Raw genomic sequence first — 15,111 nt, 5'->3', positions numbered from 1 at the left:
GCTTTCGTCTCGGCATGCGAAAGACATTGATGAGCCTCAGTATCGCCGGCGCCGTCCTGGCCGGCCCGGTGGCGTTCAGCACGCCCGCCACGGCCGCTCCCGAAGCGACTCGGACCGACCAGGCCACCTCGGCGCTGCGGGGTGTCTGGGCCAACCACAGCCGCTACTACACCATCCAGTCCTGCGTCTCGGTCGGCGAGTACGGCCGGTACCGCGGCACCTGGACGGCCTTCGACTGCCGCAACGACGGGCACCTGGACATGCCCTTCCTGCTGCGCGTGTACTACCCCTGACCGGGCCGCCGGTCGGCGAGCGCGGCCTGCTCGTGCTCGGTGAGCAGCCGGGACCGGATCAGGAAGCGCACGCCGTCCGGGGCCTCCAGCGAGAACCCGGCCCCGCGCCCCGGCACCACGTCGACCGTGAGGTGGGTGTGCTTCCACAGCTGGAACTGGGCGCCACTCATCCAGAACGTCACCGGCTCCGGCACGCCCTCGACCCGTAGCGACTCCAGCAGCACGTCGGAGGCTCCGGTGCGGAACTCGCCCTCCAGGTAACACATCGGTGAGCTGCCGTCGCAGCAGCCGCCGGACTGGTGGAACATCAGTGGACCGTGCCGCTCCCGCAGCGACCGCATCACCGCGGCCGCCGCGGGAGTCACGTCGACTCGAGTGGCCATGTCTAGAACAGGCCCGCGGCCTTGGGCGAGTACGAGATCAGCAGGTTCTTGGTCTGCTGGTAGTGGTCCAGCATCATCCGGTGGTTCTCCCGGCCGATGCCCGACTGCTTGTAGCCGCCGAACGCCGCGTGCGCCGGGTACAGGTGGTAGCAGTTGGTCCACACCCGGCCGGCCTTGATGCCGCGGCCGGCCCGGTACGCCTGGTTCATGTCCCGGGTCCACACGCCGGCGCCGAGGCCGTACAGCGTGTCGTTGGCGATCTTCAGCCCGTCGGCGAGGTCGGCGAACGACGTCACCGAGACCACCGGCCCGAAGATCTCCTCCTGGAAGATCCGCATGGAGTTCGAGCCCTCGAAGATGGTCGGCTGCACGTAGTATCCGCCGGCCAGGTCGCCGGGCAGGTCGGCCCGGGCGCCGCCGGTCAGCGCGCGGGCGCCTTCCTGCCGGCCGATGTCCAGGTAAGACAGGATCTTCTCCAGCTGGTCGTTGGACGCCTGCGCGCCGATCTGCGTGTCGGTGTCCAGCGGGTTGCCCTGCTTCAGGTTCTCCACCCGCTTCACCGCGGCGGACAGGAAGTCGGTGTAGTGGCCCTGCTGGATCAGCGCCCGGGACGGGCAGGTGCAGACCTCGCCCTGGTTCAGCGCGAACATCGCGAAGCCTTCGAGCGACTTGTCGAAGAATTCGTCGTCCGCGGAGCTGCAGTCGTCGAAGAACAGGTTGGGGCTCTTGCCGCCGAGTTCCAGGGTGACCGGGATGAGGTTCTCCGAGGCGTACTGCATGATCAGGCGCCCGGTGGTGGTCTCGCCGGTGAACGCGACCTTGGCGATCCGCGGCGAGGAGGCGAGCGGCTTGCCGGCCTCGACGCCGAAGCCGTTGACGATGTTCAGCACGCCGGGCGGCAGCAGGTCGGCGATCAGCGACAGCCAGTAGTGGATGGACGCCGGGGTCTGCTCGGCGGGCTTCAGCACGACGGCGTTGCCGGCCGCCAGCGCCGGCGCGAGCTTCCAGGTCGCCATGAGGATCGGGAAGTTCCACGGGATGATCAGCGCGACCACGCCGAGCGGCTCGTGGAAGTGGTACGCGACTGTGTCGTCGTCCAGCTCGCCGACCGTGCCCTCCTGGGCCCGCAGCGCGCCGGCGAAGTAGCGGAAGTGGTCGATCGCCAGCGGCAGGTCGGCGGCGAGCGTCTCGCGTACCGGCTTGCCGTTCTCCCACGCCTCGGCGACCGCCAGCTTCTCCAGGTTCTCCTCCATCCGGTCGGCGATCCGGTGCAGGATGACGGCGCGTTCGGCCACGGAGGTACGGCCCCAGGCGTCGGCCGCGCCGTGTGCCGCGTCCAGCGCCCGCTCGACGTCGTCGGCGGTGCCACGGGCGATCTCGCAGAACGGGCGGCCGTTCACCGGGCTGGGGTTCTCGAAGTACTGACCCTTCGCCGGCGGGACGTACTCGCCGCCGATCCAGTGGTCGTAGCGGGACTCGTAGGCGACGATCGCGCCGTCGGTTCCGGGCGGGGCGTACACGGTCATGGGGGGCCTCCGTACTGCAGCGGTGGAGGCCGACGCTAATTCCGGTGACGTTGCAACGACGTTGCAAGCCCGTACTCGCGGGCCAGGTCGGCGGCCCGGGCGAGGGCCAGCGGGCGGGCCGGGGAACGCGGCGGGAGGGCGTCCGCGTACCTCTCCCAGATCTCCAGGTCGTCGGCGCCCCACGGCGACCGTACCCAGGTCTGCAGCAGCGCCGGGTCGGCGCTGGCCCGCACCGCGGCCCGCAGCTGGCCGTCGATCAGCCGGCGCAGCCGGGCCACTCCGGGTGCGTCCGAACCGGGCAGCAGGGGTCCGGGGTACGCGGCCAGCGCCTCGCCCACCCGCCCGCGTTCCAGCAGCCGCGGCACGGTCCGGAAGTCCGCCTCCACCTCGGCCCGCAGCCGGTAGGGCCGGGAGTCCAGCAGGTCCGGGGACAGGATCCGCCGCAGCCGGGACAGTTCGGCGCGCACGGTCACCGGATTCAGCCCGTCCCCATAAAGGTCGACACCGAGTTGCTCCCCGGTACGCCCGTCCGGGTGCTCCAGGAGCAGGACCAGCAGTTCCGAGTGTCGCCGGCCGAGCCGGGTGCGCCGCCCGCCGACGGTCAGCACGGCCTCGTCGCGGCCCAGCGCGGCGACCGTGGCGACGTCCCGGCCGGCCGGGACCTCGAGGTGGCCGCTCAGGTACGCCTCGGCGGCCAGCGCGGTCGCCCGGACCAGGGCCAGGCTGTGCGGGTTCGCCAGGTGGTCGCCGCCGGTCACGTCGATGGCGCCGAGCAGCCGCCCGGTCACCGGGTGGTGGATCGGCGCCGCCGCGCAGGTCCACCGCTGCACCGGCCGGCTGAAGTGCTCGGTGGCGAAGATCTGCAGGGGGTGGTCGACGGCGAGCGCGGTGCCCGGCGCGTTCGTCCCGGCGTGCGCCTCGTCCCAGCGCGCACCGGGCACGAAGTTCATCGCCTCCGCCCCGCGCCGCATCGACGCGTGCCCCTCGACCCAGAGCAGCCGGCCGTCCGCGTCGCACACCGCCATCAGGTGTGCGCCGTCGTCGGCGAGGCCGCCCAGCAGGTCCCGGAAGATCGGCAGCACCCGGGCCAGCGGATGGGCCGCCCGGTACGCCTCCAGCGCGCCGTCGGCCAGGTCGATGGGCGCGGTGCTGTCCGGGCCGACCGCACCCGCGGACCGTTGCCAGGACTCGGCGACGACCGAGCGCACCGGCGGTGCCGGCCGGCCGTCCCGCGGACGGTCGCCGGTCACGAAGCGCTCATGGGCGCGCCCGATCTGCCGGATTCGTTCCGCCGGGTCGGTGCCGAGGTCGAGCGCGAGCCACGGGTTCGCCATACGCACCTCCCGTCCCACCCCATCGTGACCGGCATCACGTCCGGCGACAACCGGGGACGGGCCGGTGAACGCGGCGAGACGTGATTCGTTCGAGACGGTGGAGCCGTGTCGTTGCGTCTCGGACAGCCGCCGCGCTCCGTTAGTCTCCAGGCAGTTGGCACCGTGGCCTGAGGAGCGAGTTTTGTCTGACCTGTCGCAGATCGTCAAGGCGTACGACGTGCGCGGCGTCGTTCCCGACCAGTTCAACGAGTCGAGCGCGCGGGCCCTGGGCACGGCGTTCGTGGAGATGCTGCGGGAGTCCGGCGACGACGCCGACCGGATCGTCGTCGGCCACGACATGCGCGCCTCCGGCCCCGGCCTGGTCGCCGCGTTCACCGCGGGCGCGAACGCGGCCGGCACCGCCGTGGTGCACATCGGCCTGGCCTCCACCGACCAGCTCTACTACGCCTCCGGCGCGCTCGGCCTGCCCGGCGCGATGTTCACCGCCAGCCACAACCCGGCCAAGTACAACGGCATCAAGCTGTGCCGCGCCGGCGCCCGCCCGGTCGGTCAGGACAGCGGCCTGGCCGTGGTCCGCCAGCGCGCCGAGGAACTGCTCGACTCGATCGCCGCGGTCGCCGACGGGCCGGACCAGGTCGAGCACCGGGACCTGCTCACCGACTACGCGGCGCACCTGCGTTCCCTGGTCGACCTGTCCGGCATCCGCCCGCTGAAGGTGGTGGTCGACGCCGGCAACGGCATGGGCGGGCACACCGTCCCGGCGGTGCTGGGCGACCGCGCGCTGCCGGCCCTGCCGCTGGAGATCGTGCCGCTCTACTTCGAGCTGGACGGCACCTTCCCGAACCACGAGGCCAACCCGCTGGAGCCGGCGAACCTGGTGGACCTGCAGGCCGCGGTGCGCGCCCACGGCGCGGACATCGGGCTGGCGTTCGACGGCGACGCGGACCGCTGCTTCGTGGTGGACGAGAACGGCGACCCGGTGTCCCCGTCCGCCATCACCGCGCTGGTCGCCGCGCGGGAGCTGGCCAAGTTCCCGGGCGCCACGGTGATCCACAATGTGATCACCTCGGCCGCGGTGCCGGAGATCATCGCCGAGCGCGGCGGCAAGCCGGTGCGCAGCCGGGTCGGGCACTCGTTCATCAAGGCCGAGATGGCCCGTACCAATGCGGTCTTCGGCGGTGAGCACTCGGCGCACTACTACTTCCGCGACTTCTGGTACGCCGACACCGGCATGCTCGCCGCCATGCACGTGCTGGGCGCGCTGGGCGGCCAGGACCAGCCGCTGTCGGAGTTCGCGGCCGAGTACGAGCGGTACGCCGCGTCCGGTGAGATCAACTCCACGGTTGACGACGCGGCGGCGAAGGTGGCCGAGGTGCGCGCCGCGTTCCCGGCCGCGGAGTTCGACGACCTGGACGGCCTCACCGTGCACGTGGGCGAGGGCGCCTGGTTCAACCTGCGGGCGTCGAACACCGAACCGCTGCTGCGCCTGAACGTGGAGGCGCCGAAGCCGGACCGGATGGCGGCCCTCCGCGACGAGGTGCTCGCCATCGTCCGCGGTTAGGATCTGCTGGCCTTCCCGTTTCACCCCCCGACCCAAGGAGCCCCTCGGTGGCCCTCGACGCGCAACTGCTCGAGATTCTCGCGTGCCCGGACACGCACCACGCGCCGCTCGACTACGACGCCGACGCGCAGACGCTGACCTGCACCGAGTGCGGCCGGATCTTCGAGGTGCGGGACGACATCCCGGTTCTGCTGCTGGACGAGGCACGGACACCGGACAGCGGAAAGGCCTGACGATGGTGACCCCGATGGACGGTACGGCCGGGGTGAACGGCCATCGCGCCGCCGACGAGGCTCTGCTCGACGACGAGAAGGCGATGCTCGGCAACGACCCGGGCGGCATGCTGCGGGCCACCGCCTCGGCCGGCGCCCAGGTCCGCGAGTCGGCGGCGCTGGCCGTCGAGACCGATCTGAGCCTGCTCGAGGACGACGGCCGCCCCCGGGCGGTGGTGGTCGCCGGCATCGGCACGGCCGGCCTGACCGGCAGCATCCTCTCCACCGTGGCCGGCCCCCGCTGCCCGGTGCCGATCATCGGGCACCGCAGCGCCGGCGTGCCCGGCTGGGTGGGTGCCGCCGACGTGGTGATCGCGGTGTCGGCCAGCGGTCGCAGCCCGGAGGCCCTGGCCGCCGCGGACGCCGCCGCCCGGCGTGGCGCGCGGCTGGTCGCGATCGGCAACCCCGATTCCGAACTGCAGGCGGTCGCGGAGCGGGCGCGGGCGCCGTTCATCGGTGTGCCGCGGCGCGCCCCGGCCCGGGCCAGCATGTGGGGTCTCACCATCCCGGTGCTGCTCGCCGCGCGTGCACTGGGCCTGGTCAAGGTCAACGAGGCGGACCTGGCGGAGACCGCCAGCCGGCTCGACGCCGACGCCGAGCGGTGCCGGCCGGCCGCCGACTCGTTCGTCAACCCGGCGAAGTCGCTGGCCCTCGGGCTGGCCGGCTCGGTGCCGATCGTCTGGGGTTCGTCGCCGCTGGCCACCGTCGCCGCCCGCCGGTTCGCCGACACGCTCGCCGCCAACGCGCGTTACCCGGCCATGGCCGGTGCGCTGGGTGAAGCCAGCCGCGGCCGGGTCGGCCTGCTGGACGGCGTCTTCGGCGGCCTGGCCGAGTCGTCCCGCGACATCTTCGCCGACCCGGACACCGAGGAGGCCGGCGACTCCACCCGGCTGCGGCTGGTCGTGCTGCGCGACGGCGGCCTCAACCCCGAGGACGACGCCGACGAGCCGGTGGCCGTGGAGGAACGCCGCGCGGACGCGGTCCAGGCCATCGCCGAGCGGCGCGGCGTGCGCTGCGACGTTCTGGTGGCCGAGGGCGGCTCCGCGCTGGAGCGCCTGGCGTCCCTCACCGCGGTGCCCGACTTCGCGTCGCTCTATCTCGCGCTCGCGCACGGACTCGACCCGATGGCCGTGCCGGCGATCAGCGAGATGAAGGAGCTGAGCAACCTGCTGCCCGAGGGGCTTCAGTGAGTGCCAGCGGCGGCACCCGGGCGATCGTGGCGGCCCTCGGTGCCAACCTGGGCATCGCGGTCACCAAGTTCGTGGCGTGGCTGCTGACCGGGTCGTCGTCGATGCTGGCCGAGTCCATCCACTCGGTGGCGGACTCCGGCAACCAGGCGCTGCTGCTGCTCGGTGGCAAGCGGGCACAACGCAAGGCCACCCCGGAACACCCCTTCGGGTACGGCCGGGACCGCTACATCTACGCGTTCATCGTGGCGATCGTGCTGTTCAGCGTCGGCGGCCTGTTCGCGCTGTACGAGGCGTACCACAAGATCTCGCACCCGGAGCCGATCGACGAGTGGCAGTGGGTGCCGATCGTGGTGCTGGTGGTCGCGATCGGCCTGGAGACGTTCTCCTTCCGTACCGCGATCGTCGAGTCCAACCACGTCCGCGGCACCGTCTCCTGGGTCACCTTCGTCCGCCGCGCCAAGGCCCCCGAACTGCCCGTCGTACTGCTCGAGGACGCCGGCGCGCTGCTCGGCCTGATCTTCGCGCTGATCGGCGTGTCGCTGACCCTGGTCACCGGCGACGGCATCTGGGACGGCATCGGCACCGCGGCCATCGGTGTGCTGCTGGTGAGCATCGCGATCATCCTGGCCATCGAGACGAAGAGCCTGCTGCTCGGCGAGGGCGCCAACCCCGAGGACGTGGCGAAGATCGAACAGGCCATCGTGGCCGGCGACGGCGTCGAGCGGATCATCCACATGAAAACGCTGTACCTGGGCCCGGACGAGCTGCTGGTGGCGGCGAAGGTCGGGGTGCCGCGCTCGGAGACCGCCGAACAGCTCGCCACCCACATCAACGAGGCCGAGGCCCGGATCCGCGCCGCGGTGCCGGTGGCCCGGGTGATCTACATCGAGCCGGACATCTACCAGCCCGCCGAGGCGGCCCCGTGAGTGTCTATCCGCTCACCGGAGTGATCCGGCCGTACGCCTGGGGATCCCGGACGTCGCTGGCCCGGCTGCAGGGGCGTCCGGCGCCCACCGCGGAACCCGAGGCGGAACTGTGGCTGGGCGCCCACCCCGGCGACCCGTCCACGGTGCCCGGCCCGGCCGGCCCGGTCGCCCTGGACACGCTCATCGCGGACGACCCGAAGGGCCAGCTCGGCCCGGACCTGGCAGCGGAGTACGGCACCCGCCTGCCGTACCTGATGAAGGTGCTGGCCGCCGACGCCCCGCTGTCGTTGCAGGCTCACCCGGACGCCGAGTACGCCCGCACCGCCTACGCCGCCCAGCAGGCCGACCCGGACGCGCCGCGCAACTACACCGACGCCTACCACAAGCCGGAGATGCTGGTCGCGCTCACACCGTTCGCGGCACTCTGCGGGTTCCGGGCGCCGGAGGTCTCGGCCGCGGCCCTGGACGCCCTGGACGTGCCCCGGCTGGCCCCGGTGGTCGCGGCCCTCCGGGCCGGTACGACCGGCCTGCGCGACGCCGTCGAGCAGCTGCTGACCTGGCCGGAGGACGACCGCCCGGCGCTGCTCGACGAGGTGGTCCGGTCCGCCCGCCGGACCCCCGCCCCGGATCTGGCCCTGGCCGCCGACCTGGGCACGCGGTACCCCACCGACCCGGGCGTCCTGGTCGCGCTGCTGCTGAACCACGTCCAGCTGCAGCCCGGCGAGGCGATCTGGATGCCGGCCGGCAACCTGCACGCCTACCTGCAGGGCACCGGCGTGGAGATCATGGCGGCCAGCGACAACGTGCTGCGCGGCGGCCTCACCCCCAAGCGCGTCGACGTCGGCGAGTTGCTCCGGGTGCTGCGCTTCGAGGTCCTGCACGACCCGGTACTGCCGGCGACGGACCTGGCCCCCGGCGTCGTGACCTGGCAGGTGCCGGCACGCGAGTTCGTCCTGTACCGCATCCGCCTGGACGGCACCCGCCCGCCGGTCGTGGTGCCGGCCGCCGGCCCGCGCATCGTGCTGGGCGTCGAGGGCGAGGTCTTCGTGGGCGAGGCGCACGGCATTCCGGCCGGCGTCACGGCGGGCACGGCGGCGTTCGCACCGGCCGACGCGGGACCGGTCACGGTGGCCGGCGTCGGCGAGGTCTTCGTCGCGGCCGTCCCGATCGAGAACACCCCACCCCGCCCGTAGACGTCCGCGCCGCGGCCCGTCGCCTGTCGCCCGTCGCCTGCGGCCTGTCGCCTGTCGCCCGTCGCCTGCGGCCTGTCGCCTGCGGCCCGTCGCCCGTCGCCTCGCGCCCCTCGGGGGAGGGGCACTCGGCGCCGCTCGCCGGCGTGCCATGTGGGTGGCGTGCGCGTGCGGAGTTCCGGCGCGCTGGGTGCCCGTTTTCGCCACACGCCAGACGCGGACGTGGCGTCGTCCGTGCCGGAGGTCAACACGCGCGGTCTGACCCAGGTGTCTGCGTGGGGGTGTGGTGCGGTCCGTGCCGGAGGTCGACACGGGCGGTGTGGCTGGGCGTGTGTGTGGGGGTGTGGTGCGGTCCGTGCCGGAGGTCGACACGGGCGGTGTGGCTCGGGTGTCTGTGTGGGGGTGTGGTGCGGTCCGTGCCGGAGGTCGACACGCGCGGTCTGACCCAGGTGTCTGTGTGGGGCTGTGGTGCGGTCCGTGCCGGAGGTCGACACGCGCGGTCTGACCCAGGTGTCTGTGTGGGGGTGTGGTGCGGTCCGTGCCGGAGGTCGACAGGCGCGGTGTGGCTCGGGCGTGTGTGTGGGGGTGTGGTGCGGTCCGCGCCCGAGGTCGACACGGCGGGCACGGTGCGCCTGTCCGTGTGGCGGTGTGGGGCGCCGCCACCAGCGGCAACGCGCCGCCCGCCGGCACCCCCGCTTCCAACACAAAACAGCAAATATGCGGATTTGCTTGACACGGGCTTGTGCGGAGTGTGAAGCTACATGTACGCAGCGTCATTGGTGATCGGGGGGTCCCACGGACGCGCGCGGTACCAAACCGGGGGGATGAACGGGGCGGCTGGTCTATGACCTGCCGTCCCGTTCGCTATTCGGCGCGGGCCGGCCGGCAGACCGATCGAGCCCCGTCCGACGCCGGACGGGGCTCGATGCGTGTGCGGAGGCCCGCCGGTTGCCGCCACCGGATCTCCGCGAATCGGACTGTCGATCCCATTAGCCCACGTCGCTTGAGCTGCGGCAAGTGCATCTTGTGTCGTGCAAGTTGCAGTAGGTCACCGGCGTGCCGGTACGGTGTTCGCGTGGCGAGGCCGACATCGACGGCGCGGCAGGAGTTGGGTGACGAACTCCGCCGCCTCCGTGGCGACCGCAGAGGCGCCGCGGTGGCCCGGGCGCTGGGCTGGTCGGAGTCCAAGTTGAGCCGGATCGAGACCGCGCGCACCGGCATCAGTGACACCGATCTGGACCGTCTGCTGGCGGCGTACGCCGCTCGTCCGGAGGTCCGCACCCGCCTGCGCAACCTGGCCCGCCGGGGCCGCGTCCGGGTGTGGTGGACGCCGTACCGGTCGTCGGTGCCGGACCCGTACGACGAGTATCTGGCCCTGGAGGCCGAGGCCGAGGCGATGGGTGAGTGGGAGACCCAGATCGTGCCGGGCCTGCTGCAGACCGACGAGTACGCCCTCGCGGTGATCCAGGCCGGTGCGGGGGTCCGCGATCCGCAGACCGTGCAGCGGCGGCTGGCGCTGCGGATGGCGCGGCAGACGGTGCTGCTCCGGGAGCCGCCGCCGGAGTTGACCGTGGTGCTGGACGAGGCGGTGCTGCACCGCGAGGTGGGCGGGCCCGAGGTTCTGCGCCGGCAACTGCAGCGGCTGTCCGAGGCCAGTCTGCGGCCGAAGGTGGAGGTGCTGGTGCTGCCGTTCTCGGTGGGCGCGCACGCCGCGCTGCCGGAGTCGTTCATGATTCTGGAGTTCGCGCCGGGCAGCCGGGGGCCGGTGGTGCACAGCGAGAGCCTCACCGGCGGGCAGTTCCGCCTGAAGCGGGACGACGTCCAAATCTACCGGGAGGCGTACGACGACCTGCGCCGCCGCGCGTTGTCACCGGACGACAGTCGGGCGCTGATCGCCCGAACGGGTGATGCCCTCCGGTAAGTCCCACTCGTTTACCCGGTGGGTATCGACCTGTGGGAGGGACAACTTTGTCCGAGAATAATCTGATCTGGCGTAAGAGCACCCGCAGTGGTGCCGCCGGTCACTGTGTGGAGGTCGCGGAGACCCCGGCGACCGTGTTGGTCCGCGATTCGAAGGACGTCACCGGTCCGGTGCTGCGGTTCGCCGCGCCGGGTTGGGCGGACTTCGTGGCGGGCGTGCGAAATGGGGAGTTCGACCGCCCCTAACCTGCTTGTCCGTCGGGGCGGCCCCCAGGTGGGGCCGCCCTTTCGCATGTGTGACGCCAGAAGTACGGCGTCGACTTGACTGGCCGCGCAACCCCGCGTCTAAGGTATGCCGAGCCTTACTTAGGAATGCCTTAGCTAATGGAGTGCCATGCTCGCCACCTACCTCATCGGCCTGCGCGAGGGGTTGGAGGCCACGCTCGTGGTGAGCATCCTGGTCGCCTTCCTCGTGAAGTCCCGGCGTACCGACCGGCTGGTGCAGGTCTGGGCCGGCGTCGGGCTGGCCGTGGCGCTGTCCGTCTTCTTCGGCTGGCTGCTCAGCTACACCTCGACCACCCTGCTGCAGAAGTACCAGCACCGGGAGTTGTTCGAGGCGGTCGCCTCGATCGCCGCGGTCGTCTTCGTCACCTGGATGATCTTCTGGATGCGTAAGGCCGCCCGGTCCATCGCCGGTGAGCTGCGCGGCAAGCTGCAGGACGCGCTCGCGGTGGGCTCGGTCGCGGTGGCCGGCATGGCGTTCCTCGCGGTGGTCCGCGAGGGTCTGGAGACGTCGCTGATCTTCTACTCCGCGGTGCAGGGCGCGTCGGTCAACGGCGGCCCGCTGTACGCGCTGATCGGGGGCATCGCCACCGCCGTGGCGATCGGCTACCTGATGTACGCCACCGCGGTCCGGATCAACCTCTCGGTCTTCTTCGCCTGGACCGGGTCGCTGCTCATCCTGGTCGCCGCCGGCATCCTCAAGTACGGCGTGCACGACCTGCAGGAGGCGGGCGTGCTGCCGGGCCTCAACACGCTGGCGTACGACATCAGCGGCGTGCTGGACCCGAACGCCTGGTACACCGCCCTGCTCACCGGAATGTTCAACATCACTCCGACCGCGAGCGTGCTCGAGGTCGTCGCCTGGGCCGCGTACGGCATCCCGGTCCTGGCGATCTTCCTGCGCCCGACGCGCAAGGTCCGACCGGCGACGGCGCCGGCACCGGAGCCGGCCACCGAGTCCACCCCGGCGCCCGCGCCGCAGCCATAGGAGCACCGAACCGCATGCGTACCCCTCGAATCCTCGCGCTCACCGCGGTGAGCGTCCTCTCCGCCGGCCTCGCCGCCTGCGGTGGCGACGACACCGGCGCCGGCGCCGGCACGGACGGCCCGATCGCGGTCCAGGCGTCCGACACCAGCTGTGCGGTCGCCCGCAACTCCGCGGACGCCGGCACGAACGTCTTCGCGATCACCAACTCCGGCAGCAAGGTCACCGAGTTCTACGTGTACGCGCCGGGCGACCGGGTGATGGCCGAGGTGGAGAACATCGCGCCCGGGCTGTCCCGGGAGATGCACGTGGAACTGCCCGCCGGCACCTACGAGACGGCCTGCAAGCCCGGCATGATCGGCAAGGGCATCCGCAGCGCGTTCACCGTGTCCGGCTCGTCCGCGCCGCTCACCGACGACGCCAAGCTGGCCGACGCCACGGCGAGCTACCAGCGGTACGTGAAGAGCCAGACCGGCGCGCTGCTCACCAAGACCGAGGAGTTCGTGGCCGCGGTCAAGGCCAACGAGGTCGCCAAGGCCAAGGAGCTGTTCCCGATCAGCCGCACCTACTGGGAGCGGATCGAGCCGGTCGCGGAGATCTTCGGCGACCTGGACCCGAAGATCGACGGCCGCGAGGAGGTCGTCGAGGAGGGCATGCCGTTCACCGGCTTCCACCGCATCGAGAAGGACCTGTGGGGCAGCGGCGACGTCAGCAAGGACGGCCCGATCGCCGACCAGCTGCTCGCCGACGTCAAGGAGATCGTGGCCAAGGCGAACGCCGAGAAGCTCTCCCCGCTGCAGCTCGCCAACGGCGCGAAGGCCCTGCTGGACGAGGTCGCCACCGGCAAGATCACCGGCGAGGAGGACCGCTACTCGCACACCGACCTGTGGGACTTCAACGCCAACGTGGAGGGCTCCAAGGCGGCCGTCGCGTCGCTGCGCCCGGTCCTGGAGGAGCGGGACCCGGCGCTGGTCAAGACGCTCGACACGGAGTTCGCCAACGTCGACGCGGCGCTGGCCAAGCACCGCAAGGGTGACGGCTGGAAGTTGCACACCGAGCTGACCCAGGCCGACCTGAAGGCGCTCTCCGACGCGATCAACGCGCTCGCCGAGCCGATCAGCCGGGTCGCCGCCGTGGTGTCCAAGAAGTAGGAGCCATGTCCGAGACCTCTCTGTCCCGCCGGCGGGCCATCGCGCTCGCCGGCATCGGCGTGACCGGGATCGCCGGTGCGGCGGCCGTGGGCGGTGCCGTGGTCCGCGGCGCCGGTAAGGACGATCTGCAGGGCGACCTGGCCGCGGGCGCGGTGCCGTTCACCGGCGAGCACCAGGCCGGGATCGTCACGCCGGCGCAGGACCGGGTGCACTTCGTCGCGTTCGACGTGATCACCAAGGACCGGGACCGGCTCACCGGGATGCTGCGGGACTGGGCGGCCGCGGCCGCGCGGATGACGGCCGGGCGGGACGCCGGTGAGATCGGCGCGGTGGGCGGCGTACCCGAGGCTCCGCCGGACGACACCGGCGAGGCGATCGGGCTGCCGCCGTCCGGGCTGACCGTCACGGTGGGCTTCGGGCCGACGCTGTTCCGGGACGCGGCCGGCTCCGACCGGTTCGGGCTCGCGGCGCTGCGGCCGGCCGCGCTCGCCGACCTGCCCCGGTTCCCCGGCGACGCGCTCGACCCGGCCATCTCCGGCGGCGACCTGTGCGTGCAGGCGTGCGCCAACGACCCGCAGGTCGCCGTGCACGCGATCCGGAACCTGGCCCGGATCGGCATGGGCGTGGTCAGCGTCCGCTGGTCGCAGCTGGGCTTCGGGCGTACCTCGTCGACCACCCGCGACCAGGCCACGCCGCGCAACCTGTTCGGCTTCAAGGACGGCACCAAGAACCTCAAGGCCGAGGAGACCGACCGCCTCCGCGACCACCTCTGGGTGCAGCCGGGCGACGGGCCGGACTGGATGACCGGCGGGTCGTACCTGGTGTCCCGCAAGATCCGGATGCTGATCGAGACCTGGGACCGGTCGCCGCTGGCCGAGCAGGAGACGATCGTCGGCCGGCGCAAGGGCAGCGGCGCGCCGCTGGGCAAGCAGGACGAGTTCGACGAGCCGGACTTCGCGGCGGTGGGCGCGGACGGCGAGCCGCTGCTGGCCACCACGTCGCACGTGCGGCTGGCCCACCCCAGCCACAACAACGGCGCCCGGATGCTGCGCCGCGGCTACAACTTCGTGGACGGTTCGGACGGGCTGGGCCGGCTCAACGCCGGACTGTTCTTCCTCGCCTACCAGCGCGACCCGCGGACCGGGTTCGTGCCGGTGCAGCGCAGCCTGGCCCGCAGCGACGAGATGAACGAGTACCTGCGGCACGTGTCCAGCGGCCTGTTCGCCTGCCCGCCCGGCCTCAGCGGGCCGGACGATTACTGGGGAAAGGCCCTGTTCGCCCAGGCGCGCTGAGCATGATCGCCCCCGGGTCACGCAGCAGCGAGCCGGACAGTGCAATATTGGGTCGCATGAGAGCCCGGGTACTGGTGGTCGACGACGATCCGGCGCTGGCGGAGATGCTCGGCATCGTTCTGCGCAGCGAAGGTTTCCTGCCCTCCTTCGTGGCGGACGGCGAGCGCGCGCTCGCCGCGTTCCGGGAGAGCCGGCCGGACATCGTCCTGCTCGACCTGATGCTGCCGGGCATGAGCGGCATCGACGTGGCCCGCGCCATCCGCACCGAGTCGGGCATCCCGATCGTCATGCTGACCGCCAAGAGCGACACCGTCGACGTGGTGCTGGGCCTGGAGTCCGGCGCCGACGACTACGTGGTCAAGCCGTTCAAGCCCAAGGAACTCGTCGCGCGGATGCGGGCCCGGCTGCGGCGGGGCGAGGACGTGGCGCCGGAGATGCTGACCATCGGGCCGCCCGGCAACCAGATCACCATCGACGTGCCCGCGCACACCGTCTCCCGCGACGGCGACGAGGTGAAGCTGACCCCGCTGGAGTTCGACCTGCTGGTCGCGCTGGCCCGCAAGCCGCGCCAGGTGTTCACCCGCGAGGTGCTCCTGGAGCAGGTGTGGGGTTACCGGCACGCCGCGGACACCCGGCTGGTGAACGTCCACGTGCAGCGTCTGCGCGCCAAGATCGAACCAGATCCGGAGCGGCCGGAGATCATCCTGACGGTCCGCGGCGTCGGCTACAAGGCGGGCACCGGCTGATCGCCCGGCGGGCTGAGCCGCTACCGGCGCGGGACGGCGCCGGGACCCGAAAGCGCTAGT

At 72.1% G+C, this 15,111-nt stretch carries 15 protein-coding genes; 12 read left to right on the top strand and 3 right to left on the bottom strand.

Features of this window, described 5'->3' with window-relative positions; translation table 11 throughout:
• The first annotated feature begins 14 nt into the window (after positions 1 to 14).
• Complete coding sequence (locus tag LDL48_RS22305) at positions 15 to 293, top strand: hypothetical protein (RefSeq protein WP_225257133.1); 279 nt, start codon at positions 15 to 17, stop codon at positions 291 to 293.
• Here the strand turns inward: LDL48_RS22305 and LDL48_RS22300 are convergent.
• Genes LDL48_RS22300 through LDL48_RS22290 form a run of 3 tightly spaced genes read right to left on the bottom strand, consistent with a single transcriptional unit; the run spans position 284 to position 3,536 of the window.
• Positions 284 to 676 (bottom strand): DUF779 domain-containing protein, encoded by a 393-nt coding sequence (locus tag LDL48_RS22300; protein WP_225257132.1) that lies wholly within the window; start codon positions 674 to 676, stop codon positions 284 to 286. The two genes, LDL48_RS22305 and LDL48_RS22300, sit on opposite strands and share 10 nt — an antisense overlap.
• A 2-nt stretch (positions 677 to 678) precedes the next feature.
• A complete protein-coding gene (exaC, locus tag LDL48_RS22295; RefSeq protein ID WP_225257131.1) occupies positions 679 to 2,202 on the bottom strand; it encodes an acetaldehyde dehydrogenase ExaC in 1,524 nt (507 codons plus the stop codon).
• 35 nt (positions 2,203 to 2,237) lie between these two features.
• Positions 2,238 to 3,536, bottom strand: a complete 1,299-nt coding sequence (locus LDL48_RS22290; protein WP_225257130.1) for a GAF domain-containing protein — start codon at positions 3,534 to 3,536, stop codon at positions 2,238 to 2,240.
• A gap of 181 nt (positions 3,537 to 3,717) precedes the next feature.
• On the opposite strand from LDL48_RS22290, the gene LDL48_RS22285 reads away from it, so the two are divergent.
• From LDL48_RS22285 to mtrA, 11 genes are all read left to right on the top strand, one after another.
• On the top strand, positions 3,718 to 5,097 hold the full coding sequence (locus tag LDL48_RS22285) for a phosphomannomutase/phosphoglucomutase (protein ID WP_225257129.1): 1,380 nt from the start codon (positions 3,718 to 3,720) through the stop codon (positions 5,095 to 5,097).
• Positions 5,098 to 5,144: 47 nt separating this feature from the next.
• On the top strand, positions 5,145 to 5,330 hold the full coding sequence (locus tag LDL48_RS22280) for a Trm112 family protein (RefSeq protein WP_225257128.1): 186 nt from the start codon (positions 5,145 to 5,147) through the stop codon (positions 5,328 to 5,330).
• Positions 5,331 to 5,344: 14 nt separating this feature from the next.
• Positions 5,345 to 6,559 (top strand): SIS domain-containing protein, encoded by a 1,215-nt coding sequence (locus LDL48_RS22275; protein ID WP_225257127.1) that lies wholly within the window; start codon positions 5,345 to 5,347, stop codon positions 6,557 to 6,559.
• Positions 6,556 to 7,485 (top strand): cation diffusion facilitator family transporter, encoded by a 930-nt coding sequence (locus tag LDL48_RS22270; RefSeq protein WP_225257126.1) that lies wholly within the window; start codon positions 6,556 to 6,558, stop codon positions 7,483 to 7,485. Before LDL48_RS22275 ends, LDL48_RS22270 begins: the two co-directional genes overlap by 4 nt.
• On the top strand, positions 7,482 to 8,678 hold the full coding sequence (gene manA, locus LDL48_RS22265) for a mannose-6-phosphate isomerase, class I (protein ID WP_225257125.1): 1,197 nt from the start codon (positions 7,482 to 7,484) through the stop codon (positions 8,676 to 8,678). The genes LDL48_RS22270 and manA overlap by 4 nt, the downstream gene beginning before the upstream one ends.
• A gap of 1,072 nt (positions 8,679 to 9,750) precedes the next feature.
• Positions 9,751 to 10,596, top strand: coding sequence for a helix-turn-helix domain-containing protein (locus LDL48_RS22260; protein WP_225257124.1), 846 nt, complete (start codon positions 9,751 to 9,753; stop codon positions 10,594 to 10,596).
• A 47-nt stretch (positions 10,597 to 10,643) separates the two neighbouring features.
• Positions 10,644 to 10,841 (top strand): DUF397 domain-containing protein, encoded by a 198-nt coding sequence (locus LDL48_RS22255; RefSeq protein ID WP_255628681.1) that lies wholly within the window; start codon positions 10,644 to 10,646, stop codon positions 10,839 to 10,841.
• 148 nt (positions 10,842 to 10,989) lie between these two features.
• Positions 10,990 to 11,865 carry an iron uptake transporter permease EfeU gene (gene efeU / locus LDL48_RS22250; protein WP_225257123.1) on the top strand — a complete coding sequence of 292 codons (876 nt, stop codon included), beginning with the start codon at positions 10,990 to 10,992 and terminating at the stop codon, positions 11,863 to 11,865.
• 14 nt (positions 11,866 to 11,879) lie between these two features.
• Positions 11,880 to 13,013, top strand: coding sequence for an iron uptake system protein EfeO (efeO, locus tag LDL48_RS22245; protein ID WP_225257122.1), 1,134 nt, complete (start codon positions 11,880 to 11,882; stop codon positions 13,011 to 13,013).
• A gap of 5 nt (positions 13,014 to 13,018) precedes the next feature.
• Positions 13,019 to 14,305 (top strand): iron uptake transporter deferrochelatase/peroxidase subunit, encoded by a 1,287-nt coding sequence (gene efeB, locus LDL48_RS22240; protein ID WP_225257121.1) that lies wholly within the window; start codon positions 13,019 to 13,021, stop codon positions 14,303 to 14,305.
• A gap of 56 nt (positions 14,306 to 14,361) precedes the next feature.
• Entirely contained in the window at positions 14,362 to 15,051 is a 690-nt protein-coding gene (gene mtrA, locus LDL48_RS22235) for an MtrAB system response regulator MtrA (RefSeq protein ID WP_225257120.1), read from the top strand.
• Positions 15,052 to 15,111: the final 60 nt, after the last annotated feature.

This window comes from Jidongwangia harbinensis, from assembly GCF_020216025.1.
GTDB lineage: Bacteria > Actinomycetota > Actinomycetes > Mycobacteriales > Micromonosporaceae > Actinoplanes > Actinoplanes harbinensis.
The sequence above is the reverse complement of the archived record's forward strand: the minus strand, read 5'-3'. Positions and strand labels throughout refer to the sequence as shown.

Bases quoted from the DNA above. Each gene is read 5' to 3' on its own strand.
- LDL48_RS22305 (WP_225257133.1), top strand. From the start codon at position 15: ATGCGAAAGACATTGATGAGCCTCAGTATCGCCGGCGCCGTCCTGGCC.
- LDL48_RS22300 (WP_225257132.1), bottom strand. From the start codon at position 676: ATGGCCACTCGAGTCGACGTGACTCCCGCGGCGGCCGCGGTGATGCGG.
- exaC (WP_225257131.1), bottom strand. From the start codon at position 2,202: ATGACCGTGTACGCCCCGCCCGGAACCGACGGCGCGATCGTCGCCTAC.
- LDL48_RS22290 (WP_225257130.1), bottom strand. From the start codon at position 3,536: ATGGCGAACCCGTGGCTCGCGCTCGACCTCGGCACCGACCCGGCGGAA.
- LDL48_RS22275 (WP_225257127.1), top strand. From the start codon at position 5,345: ATGGACGGTACGGCCGGGGTGAACGGCCATCGCGCCGCCGACGAGGCT.
- efeU (WP_225257123.1), top strand. From the start codon at position 10,990: ATGCTCGCCACCTACCTCATCGGCCTGCGCGAGGGGTTGGAGGCCACG.
- efeO (WP_225257122.1), top strand. From the start codon at position 11,880: ATGCGTACCCCTCGAATCCTCGCGCTCACCGCGGTGAGCGTCCTCTCC.
- efeB (WP_225257121.1), top strand. From the start codon at position 13,019: ATGTCCGAGACCTCTCTGTCCCGCCGGCGGGCCATCGCGCTCGCCGGC.
- mtrA (WP_225257120.1), top strand. From the start codon at position 14,362: ATGAGAGCCCGGGTACTGGTGGTCGACGACGATCCGGCGCTGGCGGAG.